Annotated in this window: 17 protein-coding genes; 12 read left to right on the top strand and 5 right to left on the bottom strand. The window is 41.7% G+C overall.

The window, feature by feature from the left end:
* The first annotated feature begins 83 nt into the window (after window positions 1-83).
* Window positions 84-230, top strand: a complete 147-nt coding sequence (locus H6G86_RS38365) for a hypothetical protein (RefSeq protein ID WP_206758424.1) — start codon at window positions 84-86, stop codon at window positions 228-230.
* A 29-nt stretch (window positions 231-259) separates the two neighbouring features.
* On the opposite strand, the gene H6G86_RS04835 is transcribed toward H6G86_RS38365, so the two are convergent.
* Together H6G86_RS04835 and H6G86_RS04830 are read right to left on the bottom strand one after the other, a co-directional pair.
* Entirely contained in the window at window positions 260-589 is a 330-nt protein-coding gene (locus H6G86_RS04835; protein WP_190933371.1) for a type II toxin-antitoxin system PemK/MazF family toxin, read from the bottom strand.
* The gene (locus H6G86_RS04830) at window positions 574-816 is read right to left on the bottom strand and encodes a DUF2281 domain-containing protein (RefSeq protein ID WP_199338162.1); all 243 of its coding nucleotides are present in this window, start codon (window positions 814-816) and stop codon (window positions 574-576) included. The genes H6G86_RS04835 and H6G86_RS04830 overlap by 16 nt, the downstream gene beginning before the upstream one ends.
* Before the next feature lie 368 nt (window positions 817-1,184).
* Here H6G86_RS04830 and H6G86_RS04825 point away from each other — a divergent pair, with 368 nt between their 5' ends.
* From H6G86_RS04825 to H6G86_RS04795, 7 genes are all read left to right on the top strand, one after another.
* Window positions 1,185-1,376, top strand: a complete 192-nt coding sequence (locus H6G86_RS04825; protein WP_114080614.1) for a bromodomain-containing protein — start codon at window positions 1,185-1,187, stop codon at window positions 1,374-1,376.
* 150 nt (window positions 1,377-1,526) lie between these two features.
* The gene (locus H6G86_RS04820; RefSeq protein ID WP_190933370.1) at window positions 1,527-2,078 is read left to right on the top strand and encodes an alpha/beta hydrolase; all 552 of its coding nucleotides are present in this window, start codon (window positions 1,527-1,529) and stop codon (window positions 2,076-2,078) included.
* A 104-nt stretch (window positions 2,079-2,182) separates the two neighbouring features.
* The gene (locus H6G86_RS04815; protein WP_190933369.1) at window positions 2,183-2,755 is read left to right on the top strand and encodes an HdeD family acid-resistance protein; all 573 of its coding nucleotides are present in this window, start codon (window positions 2,183-2,185) and stop codon (window positions 2,753-2,755) included.
* Between the two features lie 192 nt (window positions 2,756-2,947).
* Window positions 2,948-5,056 carry a glycoside hydrolase family 10-like protein gene (locus H6G86_RS04810; RefSeq protein ID WP_190933368.1) on the top strand — a complete coding sequence of 703 codons (2,109 nt, stop codon included), beginning with the start codon at window positions 2,948-2,950 and terminating at the stop codon, window positions 5,054-5,056.
* Between the two features lie 227 nt (window positions 5,057-5,283).
* Entirely contained in the window at window positions 5,284-6,594 is a 1,311-nt protein-coding gene (locus H6G86_RS04805; RefSeq protein WP_190933367.1) for an efflux RND transporter periplasmic adaptor subunit, read from the top strand.
* A gap of 152 nt (window positions 6,595-6,746) precedes the next feature.
* Window positions 6,747-7,508 carry an SDR family oxidoreductase gene (locus tag H6G86_RS04800; RefSeq protein WP_190933366.1) on the top strand — a complete coding sequence of 254 codons (762 nt, stop codon included), beginning with the start codon at window positions 6,747-6,749 and terminating at the stop codon, window positions 7,506-7,508.
* A 398-nt stretch (window positions 7,509-7,906) separates the two neighbouring features.
* Entirely contained in the window at window positions 7,907-8,620 is a 714-nt protein-coding gene (locus H6G86_RS04795) for a rubrerythrin family protein (RefSeq protein ID WP_190933365.1), read from the top strand.
* Window positions 8,621-8,867: 247 nt separating this feature from the next.
* Here the strand turns inward: H6G86_RS04795 and H6G86_RS04790 are convergent, their stop codons facing one another.
* Window positions 8,868-10,904 (bottom strand): 4-Cys prefix domain-containing protein, encoded by a 2,037-nt coding sequence (locus tag H6G86_RS04790; RefSeq protein WP_190933364.1) that lies wholly within the window; start codon window positions 10,902-10,904, stop codon window positions 8,868-8,870.
* 232 nt (window positions 10,905-11,136) lie between these two features.
* Between H6G86_RS04790 and H6G86_RS04785 the strand changes: the two genes are divergently transcribed.
* Together H6G86_RS04785 and H6G86_RS04780 are read left to right on the top strand one after the other, a co-directional pair.
* Entirely contained in the window at window positions 11,137-11,571 is a 435-nt protein-coding gene (locus tag H6G86_RS04785; RefSeq protein ID WP_174709945.1) for an NfeD family protein, read from the top strand.
* Window positions 11,572-11,684: 113 nt separating this feature from the next.
* Window positions 11,685-12,692, top strand: a complete 1,008-nt coding sequence (locus H6G86_RS04780; RefSeq protein WP_190933363.1) for an SPFH domain-containing protein — start codon at window positions 11,685-11,687, stop codon at window positions 12,690-12,692.
* A gap of 256 nt (window positions 12,693-12,948) precedes the next feature.
* Here the strand turns inward: H6G86_RS04780 and H6G86_RS04775 are convergent, their stop codons facing one another.
* On the bottom strand, window positions 12,949-13,353 hold the full coding sequence (locus H6G86_RS04775; RefSeq protein ID WP_114080348.1) for a Fur family transcriptional regulator: 405 nt from the start codon (window positions 13,351-13,353) through the stop codon (window positions 12,949-12,951).
* Window positions 13,354-13,496: 143 nt separating this feature from the next.
* Here H6G86_RS04775 and purS point away from each other — a divergent pair, with 143 nt between their 5' ends.
* Entirely contained in the window at window positions 13,497-13,775 is a 279-nt protein-coding gene (gene purS / locus H6G86_RS04770) for a phosphoribosylformylglycinamidine synthase subunit PurS (protein ID WP_012412776.1), read from the top strand.
* 152 nt (window positions 13,776-13,927) lie between these two features.
* Entirely contained in the window at window positions 13,928-14,602 is a 675-nt protein-coding gene (gene purQ, locus H6G86_RS04765) for a phosphoribosylformylglycinamidine synthase subunit PurQ (RefSeq protein ID WP_190933362.1), read from the top strand.
* A gap of 172 nt (window positions 14,603-14,774) precedes the next feature.
* Here the strand turns inward: purQ and H6G86_RS04760 are convergent, their stop codons facing one another.
* On the bottom strand, window positions 14,775-16,358 hold the full coding sequence (locus H6G86_RS04760; RefSeq protein ID WP_190933361.1) for a beta-barrel domain-containing protein: 1,584 nt from the start codon (window positions 16,356-16,358) through the stop codon (window positions 14,775-14,777).
* Window positions 16,359-16,445: the final 87 nt, after the last annotated feature.

The following is a 16,445-nucleotide window of genomic DNA, read 5'->3' as shown; positions in this document are numbered from 1 at the left end:
CTATTTGAGTTTGTCCAAATAAAAGTGCGCAAACTCTAGCTAATACTAATAAACCAGCAGTAACTTCCTCAGTTCCACCCATTTTGAAACCTTTAGCTGAAACAGTATTGCTGGACTTATCCCAACTAAAAAGCTTTGGTGTATCTGTTTTACAATCAGATGTACCAAATCCCTGTCCCACTGTCACGCAACCGCCAGCGACTCCATCAGATGACACCAGTCCAACTTAATCAAATACTCGATATAACTACAGTCTTGATTACTGTAGAATTTCAATAATTTTATTAATCACCTCTGTTAATTTTTCAACCTTTATTTGACCTGCTTTATATAAAACAATTTGTTTGTCAGCAGTAAAAATTCGATTTGGTCTAATATTACTTAGCTGATTTAATCGACCGTAGCTAAAATCACTATTATCTAGTTGAATAGCATAAATATCGCCAACAGCTTGGCTAGTAATTTGGCAAAGGATCAGATCATCTCCCTGAAGAGTAGCAAGAACTAAAGCAGGTCTACGTTTTGTTTGAGTTAAGTCCGAAAATGGAAATGGAACAATAACAACATCACCTTTTACAAATCCTGCCATGCTGAATCTTCCTCTGGTATTAACCAATCTTTTTGCAGTGATGATTCACTCATAATGGTAATTTCTAAAGTTTTATCTTTGTGGTACTTGGCTTGCAAAAACTGAACAAAATCTAAAATTTCCTGTAACAGAGGTTCAGGTAATTTTTCTAGTTCTTGTGTAATCTGTTCTTTAAGCATAATTGTCTTGTTTTGTGTTTCGGCAATATCTAAAATAATATTTATCATATCGGTTTTTGAATTAAAAAATAAAACCAAACAAATTTTGCAAGTGTGAAATTTTATATAACACTCAGCAGTGATCGCAGATGAGGACAATAGTTATTAAATTTGCCATCCCAGATCCCCGACTTATTAAAGAAGTCGCGGATCTGAGCCTCTCGGTGGAGAGTAAATCAAATAGGATTATTAAATTTGCGATCGCAACTCCTGATTGCTTTAAAATTAAGGTTATAGAGTATTCTTACTTTAAGATGATGTAAAATTTGTACCCTCAGAATGAGCTTCTTCAACCTATAGTAGGAGTGTCATCTTCCATTAAGCACCTACGATGAAGAACTAGGTAATCAAATCGCAGTATATCTGCCTTTCAAATTATGGACTGGAAGTACAGGTGGAAAAATGGCTATAAACCAAGCCGAGATGAAGCGGCAAAAAACCCTCATTTGTTAGATGAGAGTCAGTTCGAGAACGAGCAAGACCGAAAGCTAGCTGAAGAATCAGCAAGGAAGCATTTGGGTATACCTGCACCAACCTTGGACGAAGATCAGTCAATATTACCTCATTAGCTTCTTCTAATGAACAAGCTTGATAACGCCATTTCCAAAAAAGATTTTTGCAACAAATAAACTGGCTATAGGGGCGTACAGAAGATGTACACCCCTAATTATGTATCTCTAGCACTATGTACGCTCCACACCATTAGGATGTTCGATAAAATGCAGATTTCTCAAATTTTTAATCGATTAAACAATAGCAAATTTACTAAGTTACTCAGTCAAACAGTAGCTTTAGGTGTAGGTGCTTTTGTTCTCCTCTCAACTACTAATGCTAATGCTGCCGAGCAAGTTGTTTTAAAGTATGGTACTTTTCAGGGGCAAGTTTCTGTTCAAGAATTAAGTCAGTTTACAGAAACAGGTAAGACTACTCCGACACTACAAGCTTATTTGGATGCCGCTCAACAAGACCCCGCAGTAGCTCGTAAGGCACTGAAAGCCCCAATAAAAGCCGATCCTGCCTTTTTAAATAACTTACTGTCAAGCTGGGCAGGGCCAATTTTAGTTAACCAAATTGGTGAAGTAGTTCATCCTCCCGCAGGACAACTAGATCAGCAAGCGTTGCGAAGTGCTTTAAGTACATCTATTCAACAAAATGGTGAAGTTACACTCCTTGGAGCCATTCAGAATTATCCTAATACTTCTGTTGAACTTGAAGGCGATCGCCTCATCTCTGTTTATGAACGCCTAAGCAGTCTTGCAGAACTCTTATGATAGCTAGTTCCTGCTGAAATTTAATACCCATGAGTCTATCTTAGGGTTCTATTCTATGACTGAGAAATTCCCTAACGTAATTGTAGAGTTAGGGAAAAGTTTATATGACAAGTGACGTTTCTAGAAATATTAACAAGGATGTTAATGGAGCGCTGATAAGTGGTGTTCTCCTAAGTGTTTTGGGGGTTATTGCGATCGCAGCACCTAACCTCTCGACCTTATTCGCCGAAACTTGGATTGCAGTAATTTTGATTTTCGCCGGATTTACAAAACTAGTTTATGCCACTCAAACCCGCCACCAAGGAGGTTTTATTTGGAAACTTCTATTGAGCGGACTCTATATTGCAACGGGTATAATGCTGTTTGTTTATCCTTTTACAGGTATTCTCACACTGACTCTGTTGCTTGGCAGCTTTTTACTGGCTGAAGGTACATTCGAGTTAATTCTGGCATTCAAGTTACGTCCGCAAGAGAACTGGACATGGATACTAGGTGATGGCATTATTACACTGGTCTTAGGTGCAATGATTTGGTTCCAGTGGCCCTTCAATGCGCCCTGGCTTCTTGGCACACTAGTTGGTATCAGCATTATTTTCACTGGCATTTCACGCGTAATGCTGTCATTGAATGCGCGTTCTACCTCAAATCCTCCTGACCAAGCTGCAAATCCTACTTAGTAGATAGAGTATGGGGAATGGGGAATGGGAAATAGGAAATAGGAAAAAGCAATGCCCCATTTCCAAATTTGAATAGTCAAAGTTTACTAAGAGATTGCAGCAGCGATGCCTAGGTTGGGCTACGCCTAAGCCAAGAAAATTGCTAAATTAACTAAGGAAATCAAAATCAAGGCCAGCTAGCTGCAATCTACGATGGTATCTATTGCTACTCCCTTCTCGGATATTCAAAACCATTGGGCACGCTTATTTATTACAGCCTTAGCCCAACGTGGTATTGTCAGTGGGTCGCCGAATGGCACATATCGCCCCGATAACTCACTTACTCGCGCTGAATTTGCCGCCATCATCGCCAACGCATTTGGCACAGTTACCAAGAAGCGGCAATATGTACCTTTTGTGGATGTACCCATAAATTATTGGGCAGCAGCTGCCATTCAAACAGCTTACGAAAAAGCATTTATTAGCGGGTTTCCTGATAAAAGTTTCCGCCCCGCCGAGCGAATTACTAGGGCGGAAGTTTTAATTTCCTTGGTAGCGGGCTTAGAAATTGCCACCAAGATAAAACCAGACCTCCTCTCAACACTCCCACAAATTTATCAAGATTCTATTCAGATTCCTGCGTATGGGAGAAATCAGGTAGCTATTGCCACTAGTGCTGGATTAGTGGTTAGTTTCCCAAATATCAAATTACTCAATCCCAATCTTGCAGCTACTCGTGCAGATGTAGCAGTAATTATTTATCAAGCTTTGGTGTATTTAGGCAAAGCAGAAAAAATTGCCTCTAGTTACTTAGTACAGCCGCCAACACTAACACCAACGCCTATACCAACACCAACACCAATACCAACACCAACGCCTATACCAACACCAACGCCTATACCAACACCTATACCCACACCCGCACCAGCCAGTAGCGTTAGGGTAAATCATAGTCGGGAATTCCGAGGGGCGTGGGTAGTATCTGTGTGGAATGGTGATTGGCCTTCTAAGGCGGGGCTTTCTGTTGCTCAACAGAAAGCTGAACTCACTGAGATTATTACTAAATTACAAGCGCTAAACTTCAATGCCCTTATCTTTCAGGTGCGACCGGAGGGAGACGCTTTATATGAATCGCAATTAGAGCCTTGGAGTGCTTGGATTACAGGAACTCAGGGGAAAGCACCAGAACCATTTTACGATCCTTTAGCGTTTGCGATCGCAGAATGTCACAAGCGTAATATTGAACTCCATGCTTGGTTCAACCCTTACCGTGCCAGCACTTCCACCGACCCAGCTAAAACAGTCCGTCCTCACATAGCAGCTACTAATCCAGAAAGCGTTTATTTGTGGAAAACTCAACGCTGGATGGACCCAGGACTGAAAATAGTTCAAGATAGAGCTTACAACGTCATTCTCGATGTAGTGAAGCGCTACGATGTGGATGGCATTCACTTAGATGATTATTTTTATCCATATCCCATTGAGGGACAACCTTTCCCCGATAACAAAACTTATGCTGCATATCAAGCAGCTGGTGGTTCACTCAACCTTGGCGACTGGCGACGGGACAATGTTAACAAAATGGTACAGCGTCTCTGGCAGGGAATTAAAGCAGCCAAACCCGATGTGAAATTTGGTATCAGCCCCTTTGGGATTTATCGCCCCGGACAACCTGCTGGCATTACTGGGTTAGATGCTTACAATGTGTTGTATGCCGACTCGAAAAAATGGTTAGAAGAAGGGTGGATTGATTATATTGCACCTCAACTTTACTGGCGCACAGATCAAACACAACAAAGTTATTCAGCATTGCTACAGTGGTGGACACAGGTAAACACAAAGCAAAGACACGTTTATGCTGGTAACAATTTGACAGAACCAAGCAACAAGAGTCGAGAGAGTGATGAGATTGAAAAGCAGGTGAAAATTAGTCGTAGCCAAGCAGGACGGTTATCACTGGGCAATATCTTCTTTAATCTCGGTGTTTTGACAGAAAATAGTCAGGGCATTGCTGATAAATTCCAAAGTCTGCTTTATAACAAACCTGCGCTACCGCCAACTTTGCCTTGGCAAGATACAACTCCACCCCCTCCACCCATTGGATTACAAGTCAATAACCGCAAACTGAGTTGGCAGCCTGGAGATAATCAACCAGTTCGTTCTTGGACACTTTATCGGCAAACTGGGGATACTTGGACAATTCAGCGAATTTTGTCTGCTGGCACAACCTTCGCTACCGTTCAACAAGCGGGAACTTATGCCGTATGTGCGGTGGATAGATTGGCCAATGAGAGTGCAGGAACAGTGATTACAGTGAGTTGAACAAAGATCCTGCTCAGATCCCCGACTTCTTCAAGAAGTCGGGGATCTAAATCCATAAGGAACGGATTAACCTTTCGGTAGATTAAGACAGAATCATCAAAACTGTATATTTGGATGGGGTAACACATAATTTGCCACAAAACCTCATGCTAAATCAGTAATTTCAAGATAAACAGATGAAATTTTGATTGAATTCTAGTTAATTTGTTCCTTATCCTCATTAAGCCATGACATCCCCTGAGCCTCAAACTGATTTTGGAGAAAAAGCTCCACAAACCTCATTTGAGCCACCTTCTGGAAAACGGCGGTGGCTTTGGTTATTTTTAGTAGCACTACTATTGTTAGGGGGCGGAACAGCCCTTGTTTGGCGTTTGCTCACTCCGCAAAATTCAGCGCCTTCAACTACTAACGCTCAACCTCAAGGGGTAAGAGTCAAAGTATCCACAGTACAAAGCGGCATAATTGAGGAAAGTTCAGATTTTATTGCTAGCCTAAAATCCCAGCGATCAGTCATCCTTCAGCCAAGGATTCAGGGCCAAGTTAGCCAAATATTTGTGAAATCGGGAGATCCAGTAGCCGAGGGAGCGGCAATTATCCAAGTAGATCGTACACCACAAGCAGCGATCGCTCCTAACAATGCTGCGCCTCAAGCATTTTTATTGCAACTGGAAACTGCCCGCACTGTACTGAAATCTCTAGAAGCCCAACGAGCATCCTACGTTGCGAATGTGCAACTGTATCAGCAAACCTACGAAAAGTATTCCATTTTAGCTGAACAAGGAGCCGTGTCTCGACAGACTCGCAATCAGTTTGCTGATCGACTTGCCAATGCTAAAACCAGTCTTGATGCAATTGATTCCAGGATTCAAGCCCAAAGATCCAATATATTGCAGGCTGAAAAAACGTTGCAGCAAGCTAATGTAAATACTCAAACACAACAAATCCAGTCTGACAAAATTACCGCTCCCTTTAGTGGCACAGTTGGCAACATTGCTGTGAAAGTAGGTGATTTAGTTAATACTTCCACACAATTAGTTAATCTCACGCAAAATCGGCCTTTAGAAGTCAACATCTCTGTGCCACTACAGCAAGGGCCGCAATTGCGTAAGGGAATGCCAGTGGAAGTTATGAATACACAAGGTCAAAAGCTGGGTAGAAGTAGGGTATTTTTCATTGCACCTACTGCTAGTAATGAAACACAAGGGATACTAATCAAAGCACTTTTTGACAATCCTAACGGTCAGCTACGTGCAGATCAATTGGTAAGGGCTAGAGTGTTTTGGAATCAGCGCCCCGGAATTTTAATCCCCACAACAGCAATGACTCGTGTAGGTGGCGACACTTTTGTTTATGTAGTTGAAACTGAAACATCTCCCCAAGGTGTATCTCAACAAGTAGCTCGACAAAAGCGCGTGAAGCTAGGCGAAATCAAAGATAATAATTACCAAGTTCTTGAAGGATTACGACCAGAAGATAAAGTTATTATCTCAGGGTTGCTCAATCTTAGAGATGGTGTTGCGATCGTTCCAGAATCTTAATTAAGGGGAGTGGGTAGAGACGCGATTAATCTCGTCTCTACTAAGGATTGGGCAAGTGGAGGACAAATGACAAATGACAAAATTTAACCTTAGTACAGTACTTTAACAGCAGATAATCACTTTGTTGCTCCAAAATAAAACTAGATTAATCTATGTCATCTTTATCGGGGAAAGTTGCAATTATCACTGGTGCATCGCGGGGAATTGGACGAGCGATGTCTTCGACGGGCTACGCCTACGCACTAAAATTAGCTGGTAACGGCGCATCTATTGTCGTCAACTATGCGGGTAATGAAGCCAAAGCACAGGAAGTTGTTGCAGAAATTGAAAAGTTGGGAGTAGAAGCGATCGCTATCCAAGCCGATATTAGCAAAGTACCCGACATCCAACGCCTGTTTGAGCAAACACTTGAACGTTTTGGCAAAGTCGATATTTTGGTCAACAATGCCGGAATCGCCTTCTATAAACCAATTACTCAGGTGAGTGAAGAAGATTTCGATGCGATTTTTGCTATTAACGTCAAAGGTACTTTTTTTGCTTGCCAACAAGCCGCGCAACACCTATCAGAAGGCGGACGGATTATCAACTTTTCGTCATCAACTACAGTGATGATGCTGCCAACTTATAGCGCCTATGTCGGAACCAAGGGCGCTGTTGAACAAATTACGCGTGTATTAGCTAAAGAATTGGGTGCAAAAGCGATCGCAGTTAATGTTATTTCTCCTGGCCCTACCGATACAGAGCTATTCCGAGAAGGCAAAACCCAAGAACAGATAGATCGTTTAGCTCAAATGGCTGCTTTTGGCAAACTCGGAGATGTGCAAGAAATCGCCGATGTCGTAGCGTTTCTCGCTAGCGATGAAGCCAGATGGATCACAGGGCAAAATATCCGTGTAAATGGTGGAATCGCCTGATATAGTTAAAGCTCTCCTCATAAACTAATCCAGTTCAGATAAGACCAAAACACTTGTAGAGACGGCGATTTATCGCGTCTCAAAAACCCAAAATTTTTGCCAGTAGCCCTTAACCCAAGCGTATTGCCTCTAAACGCGATATTCTCCGTTTCAAAACCTCAGCTAGTAACCTGGGCATTGCTAGTCCTGTTAGGGTAGGTGAAAATTAGACTGCTACTCCGATTCATTCGAGCTTTTTACTCGAATATAATTGTCCCAGTGCAGCTAACAAAACGGATTGCTAAAGGGCTGAAAAATTTTGTATAAACCGTTTCTAGCTTATACAAATAACGGCTCATCTATCCGGTTGTAGAGTCTGTGTTTTCGTACTAAATATCACTTCCCTGTCACCCGAAATTATGGATTTGTCCAACTTTACTACACTTCAAAACTTAGAAGCTGCCTTCGGTGGTGAATCGATGGCAAATCGCAAGTATTTGTTTTTTGCTGAGGTAGCGCGTCAACTTGGGTTTCCAGACTTGGCAAAACTTTTTAAAGAAACAGCAGATCAAGAAACTGAACACGCTTTTGCACATTTTAAATTGCTGCATCCAGAACTTGTGGTAGAAAATGCGGCTGCTTTAACTGATGAACAAAAGCGGGAAATTATATCTCGCTGTTTATCTTTGGCAATTGAAGGCGAGACTTATGAATATACTACAATGTATCCAGAGTTTGCCGCCGATGCTCAACGCGATCGCGACAATCCTGCGGCAGAAGAATTTCTCAAACAAGTTCAAGAATCTACCGATCATGCCAACACATTTCGAGAAGCTGCACACCGTTTTGGCTTGCTAAAATTCATCGAAAATTACCATGCCGATCGCTACACTGAAGCCTTAGAAGTATTAAACGGAGGACAAACAGCAACCAGAGTTGCAGGTGAGGATCCTAAAACTCGGAAATGGATTTGTAGACAATGCAGCATGATTTACGATCCCGTTGCTGGCGATCCCGATTCTGGGATTGCACCTGGTACACCTTTTGAAGAAATTCCTGATGATTGGAAATGTCCAATTTGCGGCGCTAGCAAAAAAACTTTTAAGCCATTTGAGGAAAAAGTTGCAGCTTAGGACGACAATTAATTAGGCACTCTTTTTAGCATATAAACGCGAAGCGTCTTAAAAATACTTCGCGTTTTCGATTATTTATCGCAACAGAATTCAGGAGTCAGGATTCAGAATGGGCTAAATGCCCCGCTACCGCTAACAGAATGGATTGTGACCGAAAAAGCTGATAGTGCAACGCTTACGAGCATCTTAATTCTGACTCATGAATCCTGACTTCTGAATTCTTCTTCAATGTTCTCAAATTAGCAAGCTAATTACCAGGTGGACACAATTGCTGCACTTTTTGAGGAAGTTGCCGACACATTTGCTGGAATCCTTGAGGATTAATTTGCCACCAAGCAAATAATCCTAAACTTGTACCCCCTACAAGCAACGCAAACATTCCCCCCAGCATTACCAAGCGTTTACCCCGATTAGGTTTTGTAATTAAGGTTGGTGGAATTTCTGGACTTGTGACTGATTCCTCTGAAGTATGTAAATCTAGATCCAAATCTAGATCCAAATCTAGCAACGTTTGCGAACTTTCTGTGAAGGAAATTAATTCCTGTTGTTCCTCTAATTCCTGTTGTTCCTCTAATTCCTCTAATTCCTGTTGTTCCTCTAATTCCTGTTGTTCTTCTTGTATCTCTGCTTCTATAATCTCTTCTGGCAACGGCGGAGTCACAGGTACTAAGTATTCGGGAGAAACACGGCAATAAGTGAGAACAACCGACGTATTATCACGCCCATTTTTTTCGTTTGCCAAGTTAATCCAGTTGCGGACAGCATCTTCAACTGTCATCTGGCCTTTTAACACGGGTATTGCATAATCTTGCCAATATTGTTCCACCCTGTTATTATCACTTAAACCATCAGAACACAGTAGTAATATGCCATCTTCTTCCACAATAAATCGCTGAATCTTGAGACGTAAAGATTCTGCATTTCTTGTCCCCAACGCTTGAGTTAAGGCAGTAGCATCTGTTCTTATTAATGCTTTTCGATACAAACTTTTGGCAAAGCGGACTTCTCGCGTCGCCACATCATCATCTACTGTAAGTAGCTGACAATAGTTGCGAGTAATCCAATAGGCACGGCTATCGCCAACATTAGCCAAGTAAAGTTCATGGGTATTATTTGATTGCCACCCAGTACTTGTCTGTACTCGTTGTGGAACTTGCAACGCCATGACAATGGTTGTAGCCATACGTTCTTTACCTTGACGTTTTTGTTCGTTATTGCGGGCACAAATCACATTATTTACCACCCGTAAGCTTGCTTCTAATTGTTCCTGCAATAACTCTGGTGATACAAGTACAGCTTGTTCTGTAACCTCCGCTAGTAAAACTCGAATTTGCAACTTTACAGACTGCACTGCCAATCTACTGGCAACCTCGCCGCCTTCGTGTCCACCAATGCCATCGCAAACAATTGACAAGTGGGAGAATAAAGGCTCATCTAAGTCATTCAAAGTATTCGGGTAGCAAGCGTCTTCATTTTGCGCCATAATCGGGCCAATATCTGTAGAACCTGCTACCTTCAAAACTAGTGGCAATTCTGCCGCAGATGCTAGTAATAAACCATTGAGTTGAGTAGCAACATCATCCAACTCAATTTCCGTTTCACACATATCCTGGACTATGTTCTGCAACCCTTTAGCTACTGATGTCTTTGCAGAAGCTACCCAAAACTGCCAACACTCCCCCAGATTTTTTAAACTCAGCTTCTCATCTTCTGGTGTTTGGTAGAGTTCTAACAGTCGCACACACCAACCTTGGACTCTCAAGTTGTCTACTACCAGTAAACTGCGGCTAAGTCCTAATTCTGATAAAGGTGTCCAAAGTTGGAGAATTTGCCACAGCCAATAAACTTGTCGTACCGCCGTTGCTTGCTCCCAAGCCTCAACAATAGTTGGATAGATATTTCCTGTGTCATCTATCGGCACATTTTCCAATAACAAGATATCAGTTGTATCTTCCTCACCATCACTAGCAAACCCATAAGCTTGGGGCAGATGTAACCGTTCTTGATATAACCGTAGATAAGGAATTACTTGCTTCGGTAATTCTTCAGGGACATCTGGTGGTAGTCCTGGTTGAGTATCCAGCCAAATCTGGCGAGTAATTACTCCATATCTGTCTGCTACTTTTGTGCCTGGTGTAATTTGAGCAGACAATGAGCCAGTAGCCCAAAGATAACGGTGAACCAAGGGAGTTTGGCAACTTGCACAAACACGATCTCCAATAGGATTAATGGGGCTATTACAGCCTGGATTTATACAATAAATTGTCAGTTGAGTAGAAATCATAAAAGTATAAATTTAAAAACCAATCAACTCATGAATTTCGATTACATTTAGCTGGCAATGGCTTGAAGGCTAGAATAGACTGGATTTGTGTACCGCTAGCTACACCTGGTTACTGAAAGTAATCAAAATTATTGGTAAAAAGACCAAGTTTTGCTTTCTGTAAATAACTTACGTCTGGCTGTATCTAATCGTAGAAATGGATTTACGTCAATGTAGAGTCTAGGATGGCACTATGCCAAGTTTGACCTTAATCTGGCTTCTGGCGGGAGCAGTTTTGTGTCTCATGGAACTGTTCTTACCATCGGCGTTTGTCGCCTTCATGATGGGAATTAGCGCTTTTGTGGTGGCGCTGCTGTCTGGAGTGGGTTTGGGAAATGTATGGTTGCAAGTTGTAGTTTGGCTATTACTTTCCACATTTCTAATCGTGCTTTCTCGTCGGTTTTTGCAACCACGACGACGCAAATCGAAAATTCAGGATGCAGTCATAGCCGAAACTTTAACCGAAATTCTGCCTGGTAAAACAGGGCGGGTATTGTATGAAGGAAATTCCTGGCAAGCACGATGTGACGATGACAAATTTACTGTAGCACCCCATCAAAGAGTTTATGTGGTTAGGAGAGAGGGTACTACTTTGATTGTGATACCAGAAAATTTGTTGAATTCTTAATTATTGGGAATGGGGAATTGGGAATAGGGCATTGGTTATTTTCTTTATTTCCCCATCTCGTCCATTTCCTACTCTCTTTGACATTTAATACTTAAAAAATCAGGAGATTCACAATGGAACAGTTTTTTTTGCTCGTACTTTTAGCCCTTGGTGGTTCTGCCGTCGCGGGATCTGTGAAAGTCGTCAATCAGGGCAATGAAGCTTTGGTGGAAAGATTGGGTAGTTATAACAAAAAACTGGAACCAGGACTAAACGTGATCTTTCCTTTCATAGATAAAATTGTTTACAAAGAAACTATCCGCGAAAAAGTCTTAGATATTCCTCCACAACAGTGTATCACCCGCGACAATGTTGGCATTGAGGTAGATGCAGTGTTTTACTGGCGCATCGTGGATATGGAAAAAGCCTGGTACAAGGTAGAAAATCTCCAGGCTGCAATGATAAATATGGTGCTAACTCAAATTCGCGCTGAAATGGGGCAACTGGAGTTGGATCAAACTTTTACTGCTCGTTCTCACATTAGTGAACTTTTGCTACGGGATTTGGACGTTGCTACCGATCCTTGGGGAGTGAAAGTTACACGGGTAGAACTGCGAGATATTATTCCATCTCAGGCAGTGCGAGAATCGATGGAATTGCAAATGTCGGCAGAACGACGCAAACGGGCAGCAATTTTAACTTCTGAGGGTGAACGCGAAGCTGCTGTCAATAGCGCCAGAGGTAAAGCTGACGCGCAACTCCTGGATGCGGAAGCTCGTCAAAAATCGACAATTCTGCAAGCGGAAGCTGAACAAAAAGCGATCATTTTGAAGGCTCAAGCGGAACGTCAGCAGCAAGTTTTGAAAGCACAGGCGATCGCAGAATCAGCAGAAGTTATTTCCCAAAAACTCCAAACTAATCCCAATGCTAATAAAGCAGTAGAAGTTCTGTTTGCTTTGGGCTATCTGGATATGGGTGCGACAATTGGTAAAAGCGATAGCAGCAAGGTATTGTTTATAGATCCGCGTACTATCCCTGCTGCTTTTGAAGGTATGCGTTCCGTTATCTCAAATGGTCAGGTTGACTCTAACGATTTGTTTTCTAAGCAAATACCAGGATTAGAAAATAACCGTCCTGGTTAAGAATGAGAAGTGGCATTGGTGTCAACTTCAGTTTAAAACCCTTTTCAAACTTCGTTTCCAGTCTCAGACTGGGAACGAGACAATCACAATTATCTACTGACAACCTTTTTCAGCTATTCTTACTGATAATTCACCCATAGAGGTTAACTTCGCTAAAATCGGCATTATCGAAGTCGTTCCTCAAAATAGCACCACTAAGGTCAATAATGAGGATGGAAGTAAAATACGCTTTATTCCTCTCATAGAATTGGTATGATTATTGACCAGTCCCAGTAGCTTGATTTACTTGGCATTGGCTGCATAATCCAAAAAACTCTAGGGTGTGGTAAAAAACTTTAAACTTATGGCTAGATTCTAACTGCTCTTCTAAATCATGCACGGGGCATTGATGAATCGGAATTGAGACACCACATTGCAAGCAGGTAAGGTGATGTTTGTCTTGCTGGGCTAGGCTATAGAGGGCTTCACCATTAGCCAAATTCCGTACTTGTACTATGCCTTCGAGTTTTAAGGCTTCTAAAGAACGGTAAACTGTTGCTAAACCCATACTCTGATTTGTATTACGTAGTTCTACGTAAATATCCTGGGCAGAAATGCCTTTTTTGATAGTTTTCAGCAGGTTGAAAATACGCTCTTGACTGCGGGTGCGTATAGCTCTCATAGACAATTATTTAAATATGCCACTGTAGTTGAAGCTGTTAGATGGGCTAATTGATCAATTAACTTTAACTGCTTCGTAATCTTATTTTCACTCAGTTGGAACAGAAAGTTATAGTATAGCGATCGCAGCATTCAGCAAAAGCCGTGCAAACCAAGTATCTAGCCAAAATTTTTGTGACGCTTCGTCCTTCAGTCTTAGACCCTGCTGGTGTGGCTGTACAATCCGGTCTTCAGCAACTGGGATACGATAACGTTGACCAGGTGCGGATTGGCAAGTACATTGAACTCACCATCACCTCGACTGAGGAAAAGAAAGCTCGTCAAGACCTTGATCGCATTTGTGACCAAATGCTAGCAAATCCCGTAATTGAAAATTACCGCTTTGAGTTGATTGAAGTCGAAACCCAAACGGGAGTCTTTTAAGGACTGGGGATTGGGGACTGGGGACTGGGGACTGGGGTAAAAGCGAAGACTTACTACAACTTCCCTTATGCTACCTTGCCTCCCCATTCCCAATTCCCAATTTTCCATTCCCAATTCCCAATTCCCAATTCCCAATTCCCCATTCCCTAATCATGAAATTTGGTGTTGTTGTTTTTCCAGGTTCTAATTGCGATCGCGATGTTGCTTATGTAACTAGAGATTTGCTCTTACAACCAACTCGCATGGTTTGGCATCAAGAAACAGACATTGCTGATTTGGATGTCGTCATCATCCCTGGTGGCTTTAGTTACGGGGATTATCTGCGCTGCGGTGCGATCGCACGTTTTTCACCCGTGATGCAACAGGTTGTTGAACACGCTCAAAAGGGTAAATTTGTCATTGGTATTTGCAATGGTTTTCAGGTATTAACTGAAGCTGGACTTTTGCCAGGGATGTTAACCAGAAATCGGGATTTGCATTTTATTTGTGATCGCGTCCCCTTGAAAGTTGAGCGTACCAATCTCTTATGGACGCAAGCCTATACCAATAGTGAAGTTATCACTTTACCCATTGCCCACGGTGAGGGACGATTCTACGCGGATGAAGCGACTCTGGCAGAAATTGAAGATAACGGGCAAGTCGTGTTTCGTTATGAAGGCGAGAATCCCAACGGTTCACTGAACAACATTGCCGGGATTTGCAATCGTCAGGGCAATGTGTTGGGGATGATGCCGCACCCAGAAAGGGCATCTGACGCAATGCTGGGCAATAGTGATGGCTTAAGGCTCTTTCAGGGCTTGTTAGAGAAGGTAGCCGCATTAGCGTAGAGCAAATATGGGGCGACTAGATTAGATATTTGGCGATCGCTATCTCTAGAATAATCTTCAGAGGGCGATCGCTCCATCACATCATGTCCGCCTAGAGAGCGTCATTACGAATTACCAATTACCAATTACCAATTACCAATTACCAATTACGAATTACTAATTACGAATTATTTCAACGTACCTCTTTAAGACTATCAATTTGCTTGGTAAACAACTCAGTAAATAAACTAAGTACAGTCCGTTCTTCGCGTACTTTTATATTGGCACTGATTGACATACCTGATTGCAATGTGACGTTTTTACCCTTAATTACTAAAGATTGTTTATCCAATGAAATTTTTGCCGGAAATCTATAAAACTGATGTGTTTGGTCTGGCGGTAATGCGTCTGATCCTATCCCCAGCACTTCCCCTTTGATATCGCCAAATTCGCTGTAAGGAAAAGAATCAATCCTAACATCTACCTTCATACCTTTTCGCACAAAACCGATATCTTTGTTAGTGATGAAAACTTCAGCTATATAGTTTTCCTTTGGGACAATTTGCAGCATTTTTGTCGTCGGGTTCGCTACAAATCCAGGGTTTTTTGCTTGTAAATCGAAAACTGTTCCAGCTACAGGCGCACGAAGTTCTTGATACTTAACGTTTAACTGTGTTTGAGATATTTTACTATTGACATCTGCCAAACGCTGTTCATTATCTAAGATAACTTTCATGAATTGGCTATCAATTGCAGCAATACGCTGTTTGTTATCAGCTATCTTATCCAAAACGTTTTTATCAGAAACAGCCACCGTATTGCTTAATTCTTGTTGACCCTTTTCTATATCAAACTGGAGGCGTTTTTCTTCCTCACCTAGTTGTGCTACTTCCGCCGTGCGGTTTTGTACTTCTTGTTGTTGGTTGAGATACTGAAGTTGAGAAATGCCACCTTCTTCTGATAATATTTTCAGTTTATCTAAAATACCCTGTTGAATGGCTAAACTCGCTTTACTATCTTCCAGCTTAAATTTATTTTGAGCTAGTTGTTTTTTGATTTTCTCTACTTCCAACTGCGCCGCAGCAGAACGAGAATCTAATTCTTTTTTGGCAACTCGGAGACGTTGTTGCTCATCAATTCCTAAAGTAGAATCTCGACCAGAATTTCTTAATTGAGTCCGTAATAAGTCATTTTCTTCTACTAACGCTACCCGACTTTTCAGCAGAAAAGCAGTTTCTTGCGGCAAATTACCGCGCAAATACAACAGTTCAGATCCCCCAGCAGTAGTTGCCCCCATCAATCGACGATAAATTTGATTTTCTTTAATTAATGCAACACGAATTTTATTCAAAGAATTTAATTCGGCAACACTGGCTATGGAATCAAACGTCAGCAACAAATCCCCTGGCTTTACCTCTTGTCCATCTTTAACATTAACTGTTTTCACAACTCCACTAACAGGAGCCTGAACTTCTTTGACTGTTCCTTGCGGCTTTAATTGACCTGTTGCTGGTACTACTTGCTCAATTTTCGCAAAATAAGCCCAAGCAATTCCAAAGCAGGCTAACCCCATGAGAGTAACCATAATTGCCCGCGACCAAACTGGAGATTGACGCAAGACAATTGCTTGCTCAAATTCCTCACTACTTGAGTTAATTAAAGACTCTTGAGCAGCTTTTTGTTGTTTTGTAAGTACCGGTGAATCTTGCTTGACTCCATTTTTCTGATTATCGTTTTTCTGATTGCCGTTGTGGTGATTCCCATTAAGTTGAGTCATAACGATTTTGGGTTTTGGATTTTAGATTTTGGATTTGTTGTTGGGTGGACACTGTTCAAATTATGTAATGCTATGCTGCCAAGAATA

Origin of the sequence: Nostoc sp. FACHB-133, from assembly GCF_014698055.1 — a bacterium.
Classification (GTDB): Bacteria; Cyanobacteriota; Cyanobacteriia; order Cyanobacteriales; family Nostocaceae; genus Nostoc.
The sequence above is the reverse complement of the archived record's forward strand: the minus strand, read 5'-3'. Positions and strand labels throughout refer to the sequence as shown.

Bases quoted from the DNA above. Each gene is read 5' to 3' on its own strand.
- H6G86_RS04835 (WP_190933371.1), bottom strand. From the start codon at position 589: ATGGCAGGATTTGTAAAAGGTGATGTTGTTATTGTTCCATTTCCATTT.
- H6G86_RS04830 (WP_199338162.1), bottom strand. From the start codon at position 816: ATGATAAATATTATTTTAGATATTGCCGAAACACAAAACAAGACAATT.
- H6G86_RS04825 (WP_114080614.1), top strand. From the start codon at position 1,185: ATGGACTGGAAGTACAGGTGGAAAAATGGCTATAAACCAAGCCGAGAT.
- H6G86_RS04820 (WP_190933370.1), top strand. From the start codon at position 1,527: ATGCAGATTTCTCAAATTTTTAATCGATTAAACAATAGCAAATTTACT.
- H6G86_RS04815 (WP_190933369.1), top strand. From the start codon at position 2,183: ATGACAAGTGACGTTTCTAGAAATATTAACAAGGATGTTAATGGAGCG.
- H6G86_RS04810 (WP_190933368.1), top strand. From the start codon at position 2,948: ATGGTATCTATTGCTACTCCCTTCTCGGATATTCAAAACCATTGGGCA.
- H6G86_RS04805 (WP_190933367.1), top strand. From the start codon at position 5,284: ATGACATCCCCTGAGCCTCAAACTGATTTTGGAGAAAAAGCTCCACAA.
- H6G86_RS04800 (WP_190933366.1), top strand. From the start codon at position 6,747: ATGTCATCTTTATCGGGGAAAGTTGCAATTATCACTGGTGCATCGCGG.
- H6G86_RS04795 (WP_190933365.1), top strand. From the start codon at position 7,907: ATGGATTTGTCCAACTTTACTACACTTCAAAACTTAGAAGCTGCCTTC.
- H6G86_RS04790 (WP_190933364.1), bottom strand. From the start codon at position 10,904: ATGATTTCTACTCAACTGACAATTTATTGTATAAATCCAGGCTGTAAT.
- H6G86_RS04785 (WP_174709945.1), top strand. From the start codon at position 11,137: ATGCCAAGTTTGACCTTAATCTGGCTTCTGGCGGGAGCAGTTTTGTGT.
- H6G86_RS04780 (WP_190933363.1), top strand. From the start codon at position 11,685: ATGGAACAGTTTTTTTTGCTCGTACTTTTAGCCCTTGGTGGTTCTGCC.
- H6G86_RS04775 (WP_114080348.1), bottom strand. From the start codon at position 13,353: ATGAGAGCTATACGCACCCGCAGTCAAGAGCGTATTTTCAACCTGCTG.
- purQ (WP_190933362.1), top strand. From the start codon at position 13,928: ATGAAATTTGGTGTTGTTGTTTTTCCAGGTTCTAATTGCGATCGCGAT.
- H6G86_RS04760 (WP_190933361.1), bottom strand. From the start codon at position 16,358: ATGACTCAACTTAATGGGAATCACCACAACGGCAATCAGAAAAACGAT.